Raw genomic sequence first — 16,219 nt, 5'->3', positions numbered from 1 at the left:
CCATTCGCGGGCACGCCCGCTCCCACAGGTATTGCACGGTCCTCTAGGTCTGCGCTTTCCCTGTGGGAGCGGGCATGCCCGCGAATGAAGCCAACTCGGTATCAGGTCAAACCCAATTCACCCCAGATCCGCCGCACCTCACGGCGTTCATCGGCAAACTGCGCCGCATCGATAACCCCGGCCTGCTTCTGCAGGGCCTGGCGGTGCGAGGCCGAGCGGAACGCCTTGTACACTTCACGCAACAGCACCGCGTCACTGGCCGGCATCAAACCCGCCTGCTCCAGCTCTTCCAGAATGCGGATGTTATCGGTCCATCGGAGTATGGCCGGGTGGTCGTGGGACCAGGCCAAAGCGGCGTATTGCACCATAAATTCGATATCGACGATACCGCCGGCATCCTGCTTGATATCGAACGGCACACCGGCCTCGAAGGCGTTTGCCGCGGTACCGGCTGCGGTGGCCTTGGTGCCGAGGTTGTCGCGCATCTTGGCGCGCATTTCGCTCACTTCGCTGCGCAGTTTTTCCAGGTCGCGGGCCTGGCCCAGCACCTTGGCGCGCACGCCTTCGAACGCCGTGCCCACCTGCTTGCAGCCCACCAGTACCCGGGCCCGCACCAGGGCCTGATGCTCCCAGGTCCAGGCCTCGTTCTGCTGGTAGCGCTCGAACGCTCCCAGCGAACTCACCAGCAGGCCCGAGGCACCCGATGGGCGCAGGCGCATGTCCACGTCATACAGCTGGCCCGAGTTGGTCTGGGTGGTCAGCAGGTGAATGATGCGCTGGCCCAGGCGGGTGAAGAACTGCGCACTGTCGATCGGCTTGGCGCCGTCGGTTTCCGCCTGCGGGTCGCCGTCATGGATGAATACCAGGTCCAGGTCCGAACCGTGACCCAGCTCCAGGCCACCTACCTTGCCGTAGCCGATGATGATGAAGCCCGGGTCGCACAGGCTGCCGTCGCTGCGCTTGGGCTGGCCGTGGCGGGCCACGGTCTGGCGCCAGGCCAGGGCCAGTACCTGGTCGAGGATGGCCTCGGCCAGCCAGGTCAGGTAGTCGCTGACTTTCATCAGCGGCAGGTTGCCGCTGATTTCCGAGGCGGCCACGCGCAGGCTGTGGGCCAGCTTGAAGTGGCGCAGCGCCTCCATTTGCTGTTCCAGGTCGTCCTCGGGGATGCGCGTCAGGCGCTCGCGCAGTTCGCTGGCCAGCTCCGGCGCCAGTGGCGGGCTGAACAGGCGGCCTTCATTGAGCAGTTCGTCGAGCAGCAGCGGGTAGCGGGCAATCTGCTCGGCAATCCACGGGCTGGCGGCACACAGGGTCAGCAGGCGGCGCAAGGCGCCGGGGTTTTCGGTGAGCAGTACCAGGTAGGCAGAACGGCGTGCCACCGCCTCGACCAGCGGCAGCACGCGCTCGAGCACCAGGTCGGGGTTGTCATGTTCCACAGCCTGGGCCAGCAACCGCGGGATAAAGGCGTCCAGGCGCTCACGGCCAATCCGCTGCATCGAACGCAGCTGCGGGCTGGAGCGCAGCGCGGCCAGGCGCCGCAGGGCTTCTGCGGGCTGCTGGAAACCGGCCTCCTGTAGCTGACGGCCAGCAGCATCTTCATCCTGCGCCTGCTCCCACAGCGGCGACCATTCGCCACCCACCACCAGCTCGCCCTCGCCGTCTTCATCATCCGGGTCGGCGATCACCTGGCGGAAGTGCCAGTCAATGCGGCCACGCCAGTGCGTCAGCTGGTCATGGAAGCTTTGCCAGTCGGCATAACCGAGCATGTAGGCCACCCGCGCCTTATCGGTCTCGCTGTCCGGCAGCATCTGCGTCTGGCGGTCGGCGATGGCCTGGATGGCGTGTTCGGTATAGCGCAGGAACTCATAACCCTCGCGCAACTCGGCGACCACGGCTGGCGGCAGGTAGCCCTGGCCCTCGAGGGTGGCCAGCACTTTCAGCAGCGGCCGCTGTTGCAGGCTGAGGTCGCGCCCGCCGTGGATCAGCTGGAAGGCCTGGGCGATGAATTCCACCTCGCGAATGCCACCGGCACCCAGCTTGATGTTGTCGGCCATGCCCTTGCGCCGCACTTCCTGCTGGATCAGCTGCTTCATGGTGCGCAGCGCTTCGATCGCGGAAAAGTCCAGGTAGCGCCGGTACACGAACGGCCGCAGCATCTCCTGCAGCTGCGCGCCGGCCGCCTGGTCGCCGGCCACCACCCGCGCCTTGATCATCGCGTAGCGTTCCCAGTCACGGCCCTGGTCCTGGTAGTACTGTTCAAGGGCATTGAAGCTGAGCACCAGCGCGCCGGCCGAGCCATACGGGCGCAGGCGCATGTCGACGCGGAACACGAAACCGTCGACGGTGACCGGGTCCAGCGCCTTGATCAGGCGCTGGCCCAGGCGGGTGAAGAACTCCTGGTTGTCCAGCGAGCGCTTCACCCCTTCGGTTTCGCCGCCTTCGGGGAAGGCGAAGATCAGGTCGATGTCCGACGACAGGTTCAGCTCCACCGCGCCCAGCTTGCCCATGCCCAGCACCACCATGTGCTGCGGCTGGCCGCTGCGGTTGCCGACAGGCGTGCCGAATTGCTGGCAGTGGCGCGGGTACAGCCATTGGTAGGCTTCGTCGATGGCGGCGTCGGCCAGGTCGGACAGGTCGCGGCAGGTTTCGCCCAGCGCGGCCTGGCGGGTGATGTCGCGCCAGATGATGCGCAGCTGTTGGCGGTTGCGCTCGCGGCGCAGGTTGCGCGCCAGCTCGTCCTCGCTCTGCGCCGCCTGGGCGGCTGCAGCAATGTGCCCGCGCAGTTCGCCCGCGGCGTAACGCCGATCCAGCTCGCCACTGGCCAGCAGGCCGAACAGCATGGCCGGCTCGCGCCGGACCAGGCCGAGCACGAAGTCGCTGGCGGCGGCTACCTGGTCGAACTGTTGCCGGTGCAGCGGGCTCCAGGCCTGGAGGTCGAGTTCCGGGTGGGCAGCCACCGCATCGCTGATGAATTGCTGGTTGCGCGCGACCAGCGGCTGCAGGGTAGCGGGCAGATCGGACGGCAAAGGTAGGCGCATGGTCTATCCTTGATCGGCGTGAAATAGAGGGGAAGAAGCGGCCAAGGGGAAGCCGGACCACGGTTGGACTGTCGTACAAAAGTTGGAAATAGCTGAAAGAAACGAAAAATTGGCAACAAACATCAAGAGTTACCCGTTCGCGACACAATGCCAACCAACATGAACGTTTTTCCTCACAAGCCAGCATGCGACGAAACGTCGCACAAATGTAGTTTTACTACTACTCGTGTCGTGTAAAAGCATGAAATGCGAAAGCAAATGTAGTAAAACTACACGGCGCCGGAGGACACCCCGGTAATCCAAGAATTCACGACGTCTGCCCATAAGGCCAGTCGCAATCTCAGGCAATCGATTCTGGTTGCCTTTCCGCCCTGGAGCAAGCCATGCAAGACCTCGATCCAATCGAAACCCAGGAATGGCTGGATGCCCTGGAGTCGGTCCTCGACAAAGAAGGCGAAGACCGCGCTCATTACCTGATGACCCGTATGGGCGAGCTGGCCACCCGTAGTGGCTCCCAGCTGCCGTATGCGATCACCACGCCATACCGCAACACCATCCCTGTCACCCACGAAGCACGCATGCCTGGCGACCTGTTCATGGAACGCCGCATTCGCTCGATGGTGCGTTGGAACGCCCTGGCCATGGTCATGCGTACCAACCTGAAAGACTCGGACCTGGGCGGACACATCTCCAGCTTCGCCTCCAGCGCCACCCTGTACGACATCGGCTTCAACTACTTCTTCCAGGCCCCGACCGAAGAACACGGCGGCGACCTGATCTTCTTCCAGGGCCACGCTTCGCCAGGCGTCTACGCCCGTGCGTTCATGGAAGGCCGCATCAGCGAAGACCAGATGAACAACTTCCGTCAGGAAGTGGACGGCAACGGCCTGTCTTCGTACCCGCACCCATGGCTGATGCCTGACTTCTGGCAGTTCCCGACCGTTTCGATGGGTCTGGGCCCGATCCAGGCCATCTACCAGGCACGCTTCATGAAGTACCTGGAAGCCCGTGGCTTCATCCCGGCCGGCAAGCAGAAGGTCTGGTGCTTCATGGGCGACGGCGAGTGCGACGAGCCGGAATCCCTGGGCGCAATCGCCCTGGCCGGCCGCGAGAAGCTGGACAACCTGATCTTCGTCATCAACTGCAACCTGCAGCGCCTCGACGGCCCGGTTCGCGGCAACGGCAAGATCATCCAGGAACTCGAAGGCGTGTTCCGTGGCGGTGGCTGGAACGTCAACAAGGTCGTCTGGGGCCGTTTCTGGGACCCACTGTTCGCCAAGGACACCAACGGTGCTCTGCAGCGCCGCATGGACGAAGTCATCGACGGCGAGTACCAGAACTACAAAGCCAAAGACGGCGCGTACGTTCGTGAGAACTTCTTCAACACCCCAGAGCTCAAGGCCATGGTCGAAGACCTGTCCGACGAAGAGATCTGGAAGCTCAACCGTGGCGGCCACGACCCGTACAAGGTCTACGCGGCGTACCACCAGGCGGTCAACCACAAGGACCAGCCTACCGTCATCCTGGCCAAGACCATCAAGGGTTACGGTACCGGTGCCGGCGAAGCCAAGAACACCGCGCACAACACCAAGAAGGTCGACGTCGACAGCCTGCGTCACTTCCGTGACCGCTTCGACATCCCGGTCAAGGATGCCGACCTGGAGAACCTGCCGTTCTTCAAGCCGGAAGAAGGTTCTGCCGAAGCCAAGTACCTGGCCGAGCGCCGTGCTGCCCTGGGCGGTTTCGTGCCACAGCGCCGCGCCAAGAGCTTCAGCGTACCGACCCCGCCACTGGAAACGCTGAAAGCGATCCTGGACGGCTCGGGCGACCGCGAAATTTCCACCACCATGGCCTTCGTGCGTATTCTGGCGCAGCTGGTCAAGGACAAGGAAATCGGCCAGCGCATCGTCCCGATCATCCCGGACGAAGCCCGTACCTTCGGTATGGAAGGCATGTTCCGCCAGCTGGGCATCTACTCGTCGGTCGGCCAGCTCTACGAGCCAGTCGATAAAGACCAGGTGATGTTCTACCGCGAAGACAAGAAGGGCCAGATCCTCGAGGAAGGCATCAACGAAGCCGGCGCCATGTCGTCGTTCATCGCTGCCGGTACCTCGTACAGCTGCCACAACCAGCCGATGCTGCCGTTCTACATCTTCTACTCGATGTTCGGCTTCCAGCGTATTGGCGACCTGGCCTGGGCCGCTGGCGACAGCCGCACCCGTGGCTTCCTGATCGGCGGTACCGCCGGCCGTACCACCCTGAACGGTGAAGGCCTGCAGCACGAAGACGGTCACAGCCACATGATGGCGGGCACCATCCCGAACTGCCGCACCTACGATCCGACCTACGGCTACGAGCTGGCGGTGATCATTCAGGACGGCATGAAGAAGATGACCGAAGAGCAACAGGACATCTTCTACTACATCACCGTGATGAACGAATCCTACCAGCAGCCAGCCATGCCGGCCGGTGTCGAGGAAGGCATCATCAAGGGCATGTACCTGCTGGAAGAAGACACCCGCGAAGCCGCGCACCACGTACAGCTGATGGGCTCCGGCACCATCCTGCGCGAAGTCCGCGAAGCAGCGAAGATCCTGCGTGAAGAGTTCAACGTCGGTGCCGACGTGTGGAGCGTCACCAGCTTCAACGAACTGCGTCGCGACGGCCTGGCCGTGGAACGCGCCAACCGCCTGAAGCCTGGCCAGAAGCCACAGCAGACTTACGTCGAGCAGTGCCTGAACGGTCGCAAGGGCCCGGTCATCGCCTCCACCGACTACATGAAGCTGTTCGCCGAGCAGATTCGCCAGTGGGTACCGAGCAAAGAGTTCAAGGTCCTGGGTACCGACGGTTACGGTCGCAGCGACAGCCGCAAGAAGCTGCGTCACTTCTTCGAAGTCGACCGCCACTTCGTGGTGCTGGCTGCCCTGGAAGCCCTGGCTGACCGTGGCGAGATCGAACCAAAGGTTGTTGCAGACGCTATCGTCAAGTTCGGTATCGACCCGGACAAGCGCAACCCACTGGACTGCTGAGGAGTATTTTTAAGTGAGCGAACTCATTCGCGTACCTGACATCGGCAGCGGTGAAGGTGAAATCATCGAGCTGTTCGTCAAGGTCGGTGATCGTATCGAGGCTGACCAGAGCCTGCTGACCCTGGAGTCCGACAAGGCCTCCATGGAGATCCCGGCCCCGAAAGCCGGCGTCATCAAGGAACTGAAGGTCAAGCTGGGCGACCGCCTGAAAGAAGGCGACGAGCTGCTGGTCCTGGAAGCCGAGGGCGCCGCTGCTGCGGCCCCTGAGGCGCCGGCCGCAGCCCCGGCCCAGGCTGCTGCGCCGGCTCCGGCCGCCGAAGCCGCCCCTGCCCCTGCTCCGGCAGCAGCCCCGGCTGCCGCCAGCGTGCAGGACATCCACGTGCCGGACATCGGTTCGTCGGGCAAGGCCAAGATCATCGAAGTGCTGGTCAAGGTCGGCGACACCGTCGAAGCCGACCAGTCGCTGATTACCCTGGAGTCCGACAAGGCCTCCATGGAAATCCCGTCGCCGGCTGCCGGCGTGGTCGAAGAAGTCCTGTGCAAGCTGGAAGACGAAGTCGGCACTGGCGACCTGATCTTCAAGCTGAAAGTCGCGGGCGCTGCCCCGGCTGCAGCTCCGGCACCTGCCGCTGCTGCTGCCCCGGCCAAGGCTGAGGCGGCTCCGGCCGCCGCACCTGCCGCTGCTGCCCCGGCTGCTGCCCCTGCACCGGTTGCTACCGCACCGGCTGCCGGCAGCAACGCCAAGGTTCACGCAGGCCCGGCGGTTCGCCAGCTGGCCCGTGAATTCGGCGTCGACCTGGGCGCGGTTGCCGCGACCGGTCCGCACGGCCGCATCCTGAAAGAAGACGTGCAGGTCTACGTCAAGGCGATGATGCAGAAGGCCAAGGAAGCACCGGCAGCCGCTGGCGCAACCGGTGGCGCCGGCATCCCGCCGATCCCTGCCGTGGACTTCAGCAAGTTCGGTGAAGTGGAAGAAGTGGCCCTGACCCGCCTGATGCAGGTCGGTGCTGCCAACCTGCACCGCAGCTGGCTGAACGTGCCGCACGTGACCCAGTTCGACTCCGCCGACATCACCGAGCTGGAAGCCTTCCGCGTTGCGCAGAAGGCCGTGGCCGAGAAGGCTGGCGTGAAGCTGACCGTGCTGCCACTGCTGCTCAAGGCCTGCGCCTTCCTGCTCAAGGAACTGCCGGACTTCAACAGCTCGCTGGCGCCAAGCGGCAAGGCCATCATCCGCAAGAAGTACGTGCACATCGGCTTTGCCGTGGACACCCCGGACGGCCTGCTGGTCCCTGTGATCAAGAACGTCGACCAGAAGAGCCTGCTGCAACTGGCTGCCGAAGCGGCTGCGCTGGCCGAAAAAGCCCGCACCAAGAAGCTGTCGGCCGACGAGATGCAAGGCGCTTGCTTCACCATCTCCAGCCTCGGCCACATTGGCGGCACCGGCTTCACGCCGATCGTCAACGCGCCGGAAGTGGCTATCCTGGGCGTCTCCAAGGCGACCATGCAGCCGGTATGGGATGGCAAGGCCTTCCAGCCGAAGCTGATGCTGCCGCTGTCGCTGTCCTACGATCACCGTGTGATCAACGGCGCTGCCGCCGCGCGCTTCACCAAGCGCCTGGGCGACGTGCTGGGCGATATCCGCACCATGCTGCTGTAAGGCAGCCCACTGCCCCTCCCCGCGAGGGGCAGTACCCTTTTCGAGCTGCCACGCTCGTACCTCAACCCCGTCGATTGGCGGGGCTTTTTTTTGCCTTGAGAAAGCCGGGAGGGCTTTGCCCTCCTATCGCGACACAAGGCCGCTCCTACAAGGTACCGCGATCGCCTGCGATGGGCCGCAAAGCGGCCCCGGAACTATCAGCCAGACTACAGATTCCCACCCGCCAGCCGATAACCCATCCACAGCATCACGCATGGCTGCTTGCCAGCCCCCGGGACATGATGCAACCTTGCCAGACCTGCCGCCCCCAAGGCCGCGTTTCCTCTTCAAGCGAGTCTTCGATGAAAAGCCAACCCGATGCCGCCAGCCGTGTGGCGGCCGAGGTCGTCACGCAGTTACCCGTGCCCTCGCGGCTCGGCATGCTGCGTTTCGAAAGGCTCAACGAAGCCAGCTGGACCATGCTCTACCTCGATCCGGCCTGCGAGCGCCAGTTCGGCCTGCACGCCGGCGACCTGTGCGCCCTGGTAGACGCGCCCTATGCCAGCCTGATGGAACCCGAAGCCCGCTACCGGCTACACGACGAGATCCAGCTGCAACTGGCCCAGCGCGGCTACTACCGCGTGCGCTACACATTGCACACGCCAACTGCATCGCTACGCCTGCTGGAGGCTGGGGAAGCCTACAAGCAGCACAACCGCCACCTGTTGCGCGGCTACCTGAGCGTGCTCGACGACCAGGCCGAAGATACTGGCGAAGCCGGTGCCAGCGACCTGGAATCGCGCAACAACCGCCTGCAACTGGCCCTGCAACTGAACCAGCGCGCGCAGCAGGAACAACTCGAGCATCTGGACCGGGTACGCGGCCAGCAGGACCTGATCCTGCGCCTGGCCCGCCAGCGCTACAGCGCCGGGAACTCGCTGCGGGAAGCCGCCCAGCTGATTACCCAGAGCGCCTGCGAAATCTACAAGGTCGACAGCGCCAGCATCTGGCACCTGGAAGACCAGCGCCTGGAGCCGATCATCGCCTGGTACCGGGACGCGCAGGAGCACCGCCAGCCCGAAGCCATCGATGCCAGCCGCTTCCCCGACTACCTCGACGCGCTGCACGCCAGCCGCGCCATCGACGCCCACAATGCCGGCCACGACCCGCGTACCCGCGCCCTGGCGCAAAGCCTGCGCCCGGAAAACAAGGCCATGCTCGATGCCAGCATCCGTGTCGATGGCCAGGTAGTCGGCGTGCTGTGCCTGGAACAGACCGGCCAGACACGGGCCTGGCAGTCGGACGAAATCGCCTTTGCCGGCGAACTGGCCGACCAGTTCGCCCAGGTCATCACCAACCACAACCGGCGCACCGCCGCCAGCGCTCTGCACCTGTTCCAGCGTGCGGTCGAGCAGAGCGCCAACGCCTTCCTGCTGGTCAACCGCGACGGTGTGGTGGAGTACGTCAACCCCAGCTTTACCGCCATCACCCAGTACAGCACCGAGGAAGTGCAAGGCCGCCACCTGGGCGAGCTGCCGGCGCTGGAGAACCTGAGCGAGCTGCTGTTCGACTCGCCGTCGAGCCTGGCCATGGGCAACAGCTGGCAGGGCGAGTTCAAGAGCCGGCGCAAGAACCTCGAGCCCTACTGGGGCCAGCTGTCGATTTCCAAGGTATACGGCGACAACCGTGAGCTGACCCACTACATCGGCATCTACGAAGACGTCACCCAGACCAAGCTGGCCCAGCAGCGCATCGAGCGCCTGGCCTACACCGACAACCTGACCAACCTGGGCAACCGCCCGGCGTTCATCCGCAGCCTGGACGAGCGCTTTGCCCGCGATGGCGAGTACTCGATGTGCCTGCTGCTGGTGGACATCGACAACTTCAAACGCATCAACGACAGCCTCGGCCACCAGACCGGCGACAAGCTGCTGATCAGCCTGGCCCGGCGCCTGCGCAACAGCCTGCACACCGGCGGTATCCTGGCGCGCTTTGCCAGTAACGAGTTCGCCGTGCTGCTGGACGACACCAGCCTGGAAGATGGCCAGGGCGTCGCCCAGCAACTGCTGCGCACCCTCGACAAACCGATGTTCGTCGACAACCAGCTGATCAACGTCACCGCCTCGGTGGGCCTGGCCTGCGCACCACTGCATGGTGCCGACCCGGCCAGCCTGATGAAGAACGCCGGCCTGGCGCTGCACAAGGCCAAGGCCAACGGCAAGCACCAGGTGCAGGTGTTTACCGAAGTGCTCAATGCCGAAGCCAGCTACAAGCTGTTCGTCGAGAACAACCTGCGTCGCGCCCTGACCCAGAACGAGCTGGAGGTGTTCTACCAGCCCAAGCTGTGCCTGCGCAGCGGCCGCCTGCTGGGGCTGGAAGCACTGCTGCGCTGGAACCACCCCGAACGCGGCATGATCCGCCCGGACCAGTTCATCAGCGTGGCGGAAGAAACCGGCCTGATCATCCCCATCGGCAAATGGGTGGTGCGCCAGTCGTGCCGCATGAGCCAGCAACTGCGCGAGGCCGGCATGGGCAACCTGCATGTGGCCATCAACCTGTCCCCCAAGCAGTTCTCCGACCCGGACCTGGTGGCGTCGATCAGCACCATCCTCGAGGAAGAAGCCCTGCCCCCGCACCTGCTGGAGCTGGAGCTGACCGAAGGCCTGCTGCTGGAGGCCACCGAAGACACCCACCGCCAGCTGGATGAGCTGAAGGCACTGGGCCTGACCCTGGCCATGGACGATTTCGGCACCGGTTATTCGTCGCTGAGCTACCTGAAGAAGTTTCCGATCGACATCCTCAAGATCGACCGCAGCTTCATCAACGAGATCCCGGACAACCAGGACGACATGGAAATCACCTCTGCGGTGGTGGCCATGGCTCACAACCTCAAGCTGAAGGTGGTGGCCGAGGGTATCGAGACGCCGGAGCAGCTGGCGTTCCTGCGCCGGCACCGCTGCGATGTGGGCCAGGGCTACCTGTTCGACCGGCCGATTCCGGGGCGCGAGCTGGCTGAACGGCTGAAGCGCTATCCGCGTGGCCCGGTGGCCTGACAGCCGCGCAAACCTCGGGCACTATAGAACCCATTCGGGCCCTATCGCCGGCAAGCCAGCTCCCACAGGGACCGCTCATATCTCAAAATCTGTGATATCCCTGTGGGAGCTGGCTTGCCGGCGATGGCCCCACCACCTATCCAACTGAATAAACACAGAGGAACGGCCATGGTCCTGCGTTCGGAAATCCTGGTGAACAAAAACGTCATGCCAACCGCGGAACAGGCCCTGCCTGGGCGCGAAACGCCAATGAAGCTGCCCGAGTTCCACTACGTATTCGAAGGCACCCCACTGCTCGGCCCCTTCTTCGAAGGCGCCATCGACTTCGCCATCTTCGGCCTGGGTTGCTTCTGGGGCGCCGAGCGCCGCTTCTGGCAGCGTGAAGGCGTGGTCAGCACAGTGGTCGGCTACGCCGGCGGCTTCACCCCCCACCCCACCTACGAAGAAGTGTGCTCGGGCCTGACCGGCCACACCGAAGTGGTGCTGGTGGTGTTCGACAAGGACAAGGTCAGCTACCGCGAGCTGCTGGCGATGTTCTGGGAGCTGCACAACCCGACCCAAGGCATGCGCCAGGGCAACGACATCGGCACCCAGTACCGCTCGGCCATCTACTGCACCAGCCCTGAACAGCTGGAACAGGCCAAGGCCAGCCGCGACGCATTCCAGGCCGAACTGAGCAAGGCCGGCTTCGGCGAGATCACCACCGAAATCGACCAGGCACCAACCGTGTACTTCGCCGAGGCCTACCACCAGCAGTACCTGGCCAAGAACCCGGACGGCTACTGCGGTATCGGCGGTACCGGCGTGTGCCTGCCACCGAGCCTGCAGGGTAACTGAAGCATGAGCACGATGACTCTATTCCACTCGCCGTTGTCGCCTTTCGTGCGCAAGGTCATGGTGGTGTTGCACGAGACCGGCCAGCTTGCGCGCGTGCAGCTGCAGCCGGTGAACATCAGCCCGGTCAGCGGTGACCCACAGCTCAACCAGGACAACCCGATCGGCAAGATCCCGGCCCTGCGCCTGGAAGACGGCACCGTGCTACATGACAGCAGGGTGATCTGCGAGTACCTCGACCTGCAGCACGTCGGCCTGCCGCTGCTGCCGCGCGAAGGCTCGGCGCGTTGGCGGCGCATGACACTGGTGTCGCAGGCCGATGCCATCATGGATGCGGCGGTGTCGAGCCGCTATGAGAGCTTCCTGCGCCCTGAAGACAAGCGCTGGGATGGTTGGCTGCAGGCACAGGGCGACAAGATCCGCCGTAGCCTGGACAATCTGGAGCAGGAGCATTTGCCCGAGTTGATGTCCGGGTTCGACCTGGCAGCGATCGGCGTGGCCTGTGCGCTGGGGTATCTGGATTTGCGCCAGCCCGAGTTTGGCTGGCGTGAACAACAGCCTGGATTGGCGGCGTGGTATGCCGAGGTGGCCAAGCGGCCATCGATGGTGGCAACAGCACCGACAGCCTGACGGGCCGCTATCGCCGGCAAGCCAGCTCCCACAGGTACTCACAGCTCTTGAATCCTGTGCTGTACCTGTGGGAGCTGGCTTGCCGGCGATTGGGCTGCAAAGCAGCCCCGCCTCACCTCGGTATCACAGGAAACAGCTGCCCGATCCTGAGTGCCAGCCACCGCCCGATCTCCCTGTCCTCCCTCATGCCGCCCTCCCCACCCGTGCCCAATCCAGCCGCCGGGTCAGCACCATGAATACCCCCAGCAGGCCGAAGCACAGCAACGAGCCCATCAACAGCGCATAGTCCTCGGCACTCAGCAGCCCGTAGAGCAGCGCATACAGCGCCGCCAACCCCACCGCAAAGCCCACCCCACGCCCCAGGCTGCGCAACACATGGCTCAGGTAGAAGCCGATCAGCAGCACACATGCCGAAGCTGACAGCCCATACGCCAAACCAAAGCCGATGTGCTCGGACAACGACAGCAACAGCAGGTAGAAGAACGCCAGCGCCACCCCCACCAGGATGTACTGCACCGGGTGCACGCTGAGGTTCTTCAGCACTTCGAACAGGAAGAAGCCGGCGAAGGTCAGGGCGATGAACAGCAAGGCGTACTTGATCGCCCGCTCGCTCTTCAGGTACTGGTCCACCGGGTCGACGAAGCTGACACCGAAGCTGCGATCGCTGAAGTCCGCACACTGCCCGGCGATGGCGCACTGGCGCAGGGCGTCTTCGAGGTTGGTGGCAAAGAACGAGGTCTGCCAGTGGGCACTGAAGCCCTGGGCGTCGATGTCGCGACGACTGGGCAGGTAGTTGCCGACGAAGCTCGGGTGCGGCCAGTTGGCGCGCAGGTCCACGGCACTGGTGCGGCCCACCGGCACCACGTGCAGCTGGCCGGTGCCTTGCAGTGCAAGATCGAAACCGTAGCTGAATTCACGCGCCTGCAGGCCGTCCAGCCCCGGCAGGCTGGCGTGCACGCCACCACGCATCCAGTCGAGCCGGGTGCCGGCTTCGAACGGCACTTTCTGCTCGCCCATGCTCAGCTCCAGGCCGTTCTCGATGCCGCGGATATCGCTGATGCCTACCACCAGGAACGGCTTGTCGAAGCGGTAGTCGTCGAAGTCCTTGTCGATACCCCAACGTTCCGGGAGCTTGAAGCGGCCACTGATACGGCCCTTGGCATGGAACAGCCGGGCCTGGTAGATGCCACGGGCGCGCAGTTCGGTGTCCACGCCCAGATCGGCGTCGAAGGTTTCCGGCAGGAAGTACAGGTGGCCGGCAATGGTGCTGGTTTCCTGGGTGCGCTCGCCGTCCTTTTCGATCCAGCGGCGCTGGTACTTGCGGTAGGGCACCACCAGCAGCGGGCCGCTGAGTTGCTGGTCGAAGCTGGCGCTCTGGGCGATATCGCGCAGCACACTGTCGCGCAGGGCCTGGCGTTCACCGATCAGGCCGCTGATCAGCAGTAGCGGGACGAGCAGCAGCAAGATCAATACGCCGATCATGCCGAGTTTGAAACCGAGGGTCTTGTTCATGGGGCCTCCTGTGGCAGTGGGCGCAGTGTCTGCGCCTTGCGTGGAGGCTTCGGGGAGATGGTGTGGAGATTGTGTGTTTTTCAAGGGCCCAATCGCCGGCAAGCCAGCTCCCACAGGTTATGCACATTGCCTGAGGCCTGCGAAAACCTGTGGGAGCTGGCTTGCCGGCGATTGGGCTGCGCAGCAGCCCCGGCAATGTCAACTGATACGCCGCACCGGCAGCCACAACCTCACCCGCACCCCACCATCGACGTTATCCACCGCCAACGCCCCGCCATGCAGCTGCATCACCTCGGCCACAAAATTAAGCCCCAACCCGGTGCTCTTGCGCCCACTCCCCGGCCGCGGCAGCGAGTAGAACCGCTCGCTCACCCGCCCAATGGCATAGGCCGGTATCGCCTGCCCCTGGTTGAACACACTCAGCGCCACCCGTTCGCCATCGCGCTCCAGGTCGAACAACAGCGCGCCTCCCTCCGGGGTGAAGTCCAACGCGTTGTCGAGCAGGTTGGCCAGCGCCTGGCGCATCAGGAACGGGTCACACAACAAGCGCAAACCAGCCGGCACCCGCTGGCGCACCTGCAAATCGGCACCTTCGATACGCGCCGCATGGGCCAACAGCAACTCGTCCACCAACGCCGCCAGCGCCACCTGCTGCTCATCCTCCAGCGCCTGCATCTGCTCGACCCGGGCCAGGTTGAGCAGGCGTTCGATCATCTGCTGCAAACGCTCGCTCTCGCGCTCGATGTTGCCGGCAAAGCGCGCCCGCTGGTCAGCCGGCATGTCATCGCCCTGCAACAGCTCGGAAGCGCCACGAATGGCCGCCAGCGGGCTTTTCAGCTCGTGTGTCAGGGTATGCACATACCGCTCGACATAGGCCTTGCCCTCCAGTTGCGTGCGCATGCGCTCGACCGCCTGGGCCAGGTGTGCCAGTTCGCCACCCTTGTAGTGCGGCAGGGCGGCACGCTCGCCCTCGCTGACCGCCTGGGCGTAGCGGGCCAGCCGGCGCAGCGAGCGCGCCAGCCACCACGACAACGCGGCACCGATCAGCAGGCCCAGGCCGATCAGCCCCAGGCCCAGGGTAAGCAAGCGCCGTTCGGAGCGGTCGATGTACGGTTGCAGCGAGCTGTTGGGCTTGGCCACTGTAACCACGCCGATGATCTTGCCATCGTCGATGATCGGTGCCCCCACGTGCATCACCGAGGTGCTTTCATCGTCGGGGTCACTGCGGGTGGAGCGGGCGCCGTACTGGCCACGCAAGGTCAGGTACACGTCATTCCACTTCGAGTAGTCCTTGCCCAGGTCCTCGCCGCTGGAGTCCAGCAGCACGGTGCCCTTGGCATCGGTGACATAGATGCGGTGGCTCACCTGGTTCTTGGCCAGGCCCCAGATCTGCGCACCCGGGCTGCGCGAGCCATAGGCCTTTAGCACTTCGGGCAGGCGGCTCTGGTTCAGGGTGCCGGCCTTGACGTCATCGTGCAGGATCTCGGCCAGCAGGTTGGCGGTGTCTACCAGCGTTTCTTCAGAGGACTGGCGCACCACCGGACGGATCTGTTCGCGCACCGTATTGAGCAGAAAGTAGCCCGCCAGCCCGACGAACAGGAAGTACACCAGGAAGATCCGGATGCCCAGGCGCATCAGGCATGGTCCGGGCTGTAGCTGTAGCCGAGGCCACGGTGGGTCTGGATCGGTTCGGCGTCGCTGGCCACCTGGCGCAGCTTGGCGCGCAGGCTCTTGATATGGCTGTCGATGGTGCGCTCGTAGCCCACGTCAGAGGCCACGCCCACGGCGTCGAGCAGCTGTTCGCGGCTGAATACCCGGTGCGGTTGCTCGAGCAGGCATTGCAGCAGGCGGAATTCGTGGCGGGTAAGGGGGAGTGGCTGGCTGCGGTAGGTGATCTGCATGCGCAAGGTGTCGAGCTGGAACAGCGTGGCCTCGACAGCGGGCTCGACCCTGGGGCCCATGCGCTTGAGGATCGCCCGTACCCGCGCCGCCACTTCACGCGGGCTGAAGGGTTTGACCACATAGTCGTCTGCGCCGATTTCCAGGCCCACCACCCGGTCGATTTCGCCATCGCGGGCGCTGAGGAACATGACCGGCACTTCGCTGAAGCGGCGCAGCTGGCGGCAGGTTTCGAAGCCACTGATATCGGGCAGGCCAATGTCGAGGATGACCAGGTCGGCCGGGCGCTGGCGCTGCTGGTCGAGGGCGGCGCTGCCCAGGGTTACCCATTCGGTGCTATGGCCGTCGGCCTGCAGGGCGTAGACCAGGGTGTCGGCGATGGCGGCTTCGTCTTCGACGATGAGGATGTGGGGCATGGCGTCCGGGCCTGTGCAGATATCTATGGCGACGCACTATTGTGTAGGAGCGGCCTTGTGTAGCGAAAGGGCCGCAGAGCGGCCCCGACAATGTCTGCATCAGCGCTGAGATCGTGGGGCTATGCGACCCATCGCAGGCAAGCCAGCTCCCACAGATACCGCGCAGCCACAAGGA

General features: G+C 64.4%; 9 protein-coding genes. 5 read left to right on the top strand and 4 right to left on the bottom strand.

Annotation, left to right across the window (positions count from 1 at the left end; genetic code table 11):
• Positions 1-101: 101 nt before the first annotated feature.
• Positions 102-3,035: a bifunctional [glutamate--ammonia ligase]-adenylyl-L-tyrosine phosphorylase/[glutamate--ammonia-ligase] adenylyltransferase gene (gene glnE / locus CAG44_RS09595; protein WP_085664112.1), complete on the bottom strand. Its 2,934-nt coding sequence runs from the start codon at positions 3,033-3,035 to the stop codon at positions 102-104.
• Between the two features lie 383 nt (positions 3,036-3,418).
• On the opposite strand from glnE, the gene aceE reads away from it, so the two are divergent.
• From aceE to CAG44_RS09570, 5 genes are all read left to right on the top strand, one after another.
• Entirely contained in the window at positions 3,419-6,064 is a 2,646-nt protein-coding gene (gene aceE / locus CAG44_RS09590; protein WP_046614465.1) for a pyruvate dehydrogenase (acetyl-transferring), homodimeric type, read from the top strand.
• A gap of 13 nt (positions 6,065-6,077) precedes the next feature.
• On the top strand, positions 6,078-7,721 hold the full coding sequence (gene aceF / locus CAG44_RS09585; RefSeq protein ID WP_046614466.1) for a dihydrolipoyllysine-residue acetyltransferase: 1,644 nt from the start codon (positions 6,078-6,080) through the stop codon (positions 7,719-7,721).
• Positions 7,722-8,062: 341 nt separating this feature from the next.
• Positions 8,063-10,753, top strand: a complete 2,691-nt coding sequence (locus CAG44_RS09580; RefSeq protein WP_085692004.1) for a bifunctional diguanylate cyclase/phosphodiesterase — start codon at positions 8,063-8,065, stop codon at positions 10,751-10,753.
• A 168-nt stretch (positions 10,754-10,921) separates the two neighbouring features.
• A complete protein-coding gene (gene msrA / locus CAG44_RS09575; protein WP_085692003.1) occupies positions 10,922-11,590 on the top strand; it encodes a peptide-methionine (S)-S-oxide reductase MsrA in 669 nt (222 codons plus the stop codon).
• Positions 11,591-11,593: 3 nt separating this feature from the next.
• Positions 11,594-12,217 carry a glutathione S-transferase gene (locus CAG44_RS09570; protein WP_085692002.1) on the top strand — a complete coding sequence of 208 codons (624 nt, stop codon included), beginning with the start codon at positions 11,594-11,596 and terminating at the stop codon, positions 12,215-12,217.
• Between the two features lie 183 nt (positions 12,218-12,400).
• Here the strand turns inward: CAG44_RS09570 and creD are convergent, their stop codons facing one another.
• The 3 genes from creD to creB form a co-directional block, all read right to left on the bottom strand.
• The gene (gene creD / locus CAG44_RS09565) at positions 12,401-13,729 is read right to left on the bottom strand and encodes a cell envelope integrity protein CreD (protein ID WP_085591325.1); all 1,329 of its coding nucleotides are present in this window, start codon (positions 13,727-13,729) and stop codon (positions 12,401-12,403) included.
• Between the two features lie 198 nt (positions 13,730-13,927).
• Entirely contained in the window at positions 13,928-15,364 is a 1,437-nt protein-coding gene (creC, locus tag CAG44_RS09560) for a two-component system sensor histidine kinase CreC (protein ID WP_013970529.1), read from the bottom strand.
• On the bottom strand, positions 15,364-16,044 hold the full coding sequence (gene creB, locus CAG44_RS09555; RefSeq protein WP_085591323.1) for a two-component system response regulator CreB: 681 nt from the start codon (positions 16,042-16,044) through the stop codon (positions 15,364-15,366). Before creB ends, creC begins: the two co-directional genes overlap by 1 nt.
• Between the last annotated feature and the right edge of the window lie 175 nt (positions 16,045-16,219).

Source organism: Pseudomonas sp. B13(2017), assembly GCF_002113245.1.
GTDB classification, from domain to species: Bacteria; Pseudomonadota; Gammaproteobacteria; order Pseudomonadales; family Pseudomonadaceae; genus Aquipseudomonas; species Aquipseudomonas putida_Z.
Note: the sequence above shows the minus strand (reverse complement) of the source record. Positions and strands in the feature narration are given on the sequence as shown.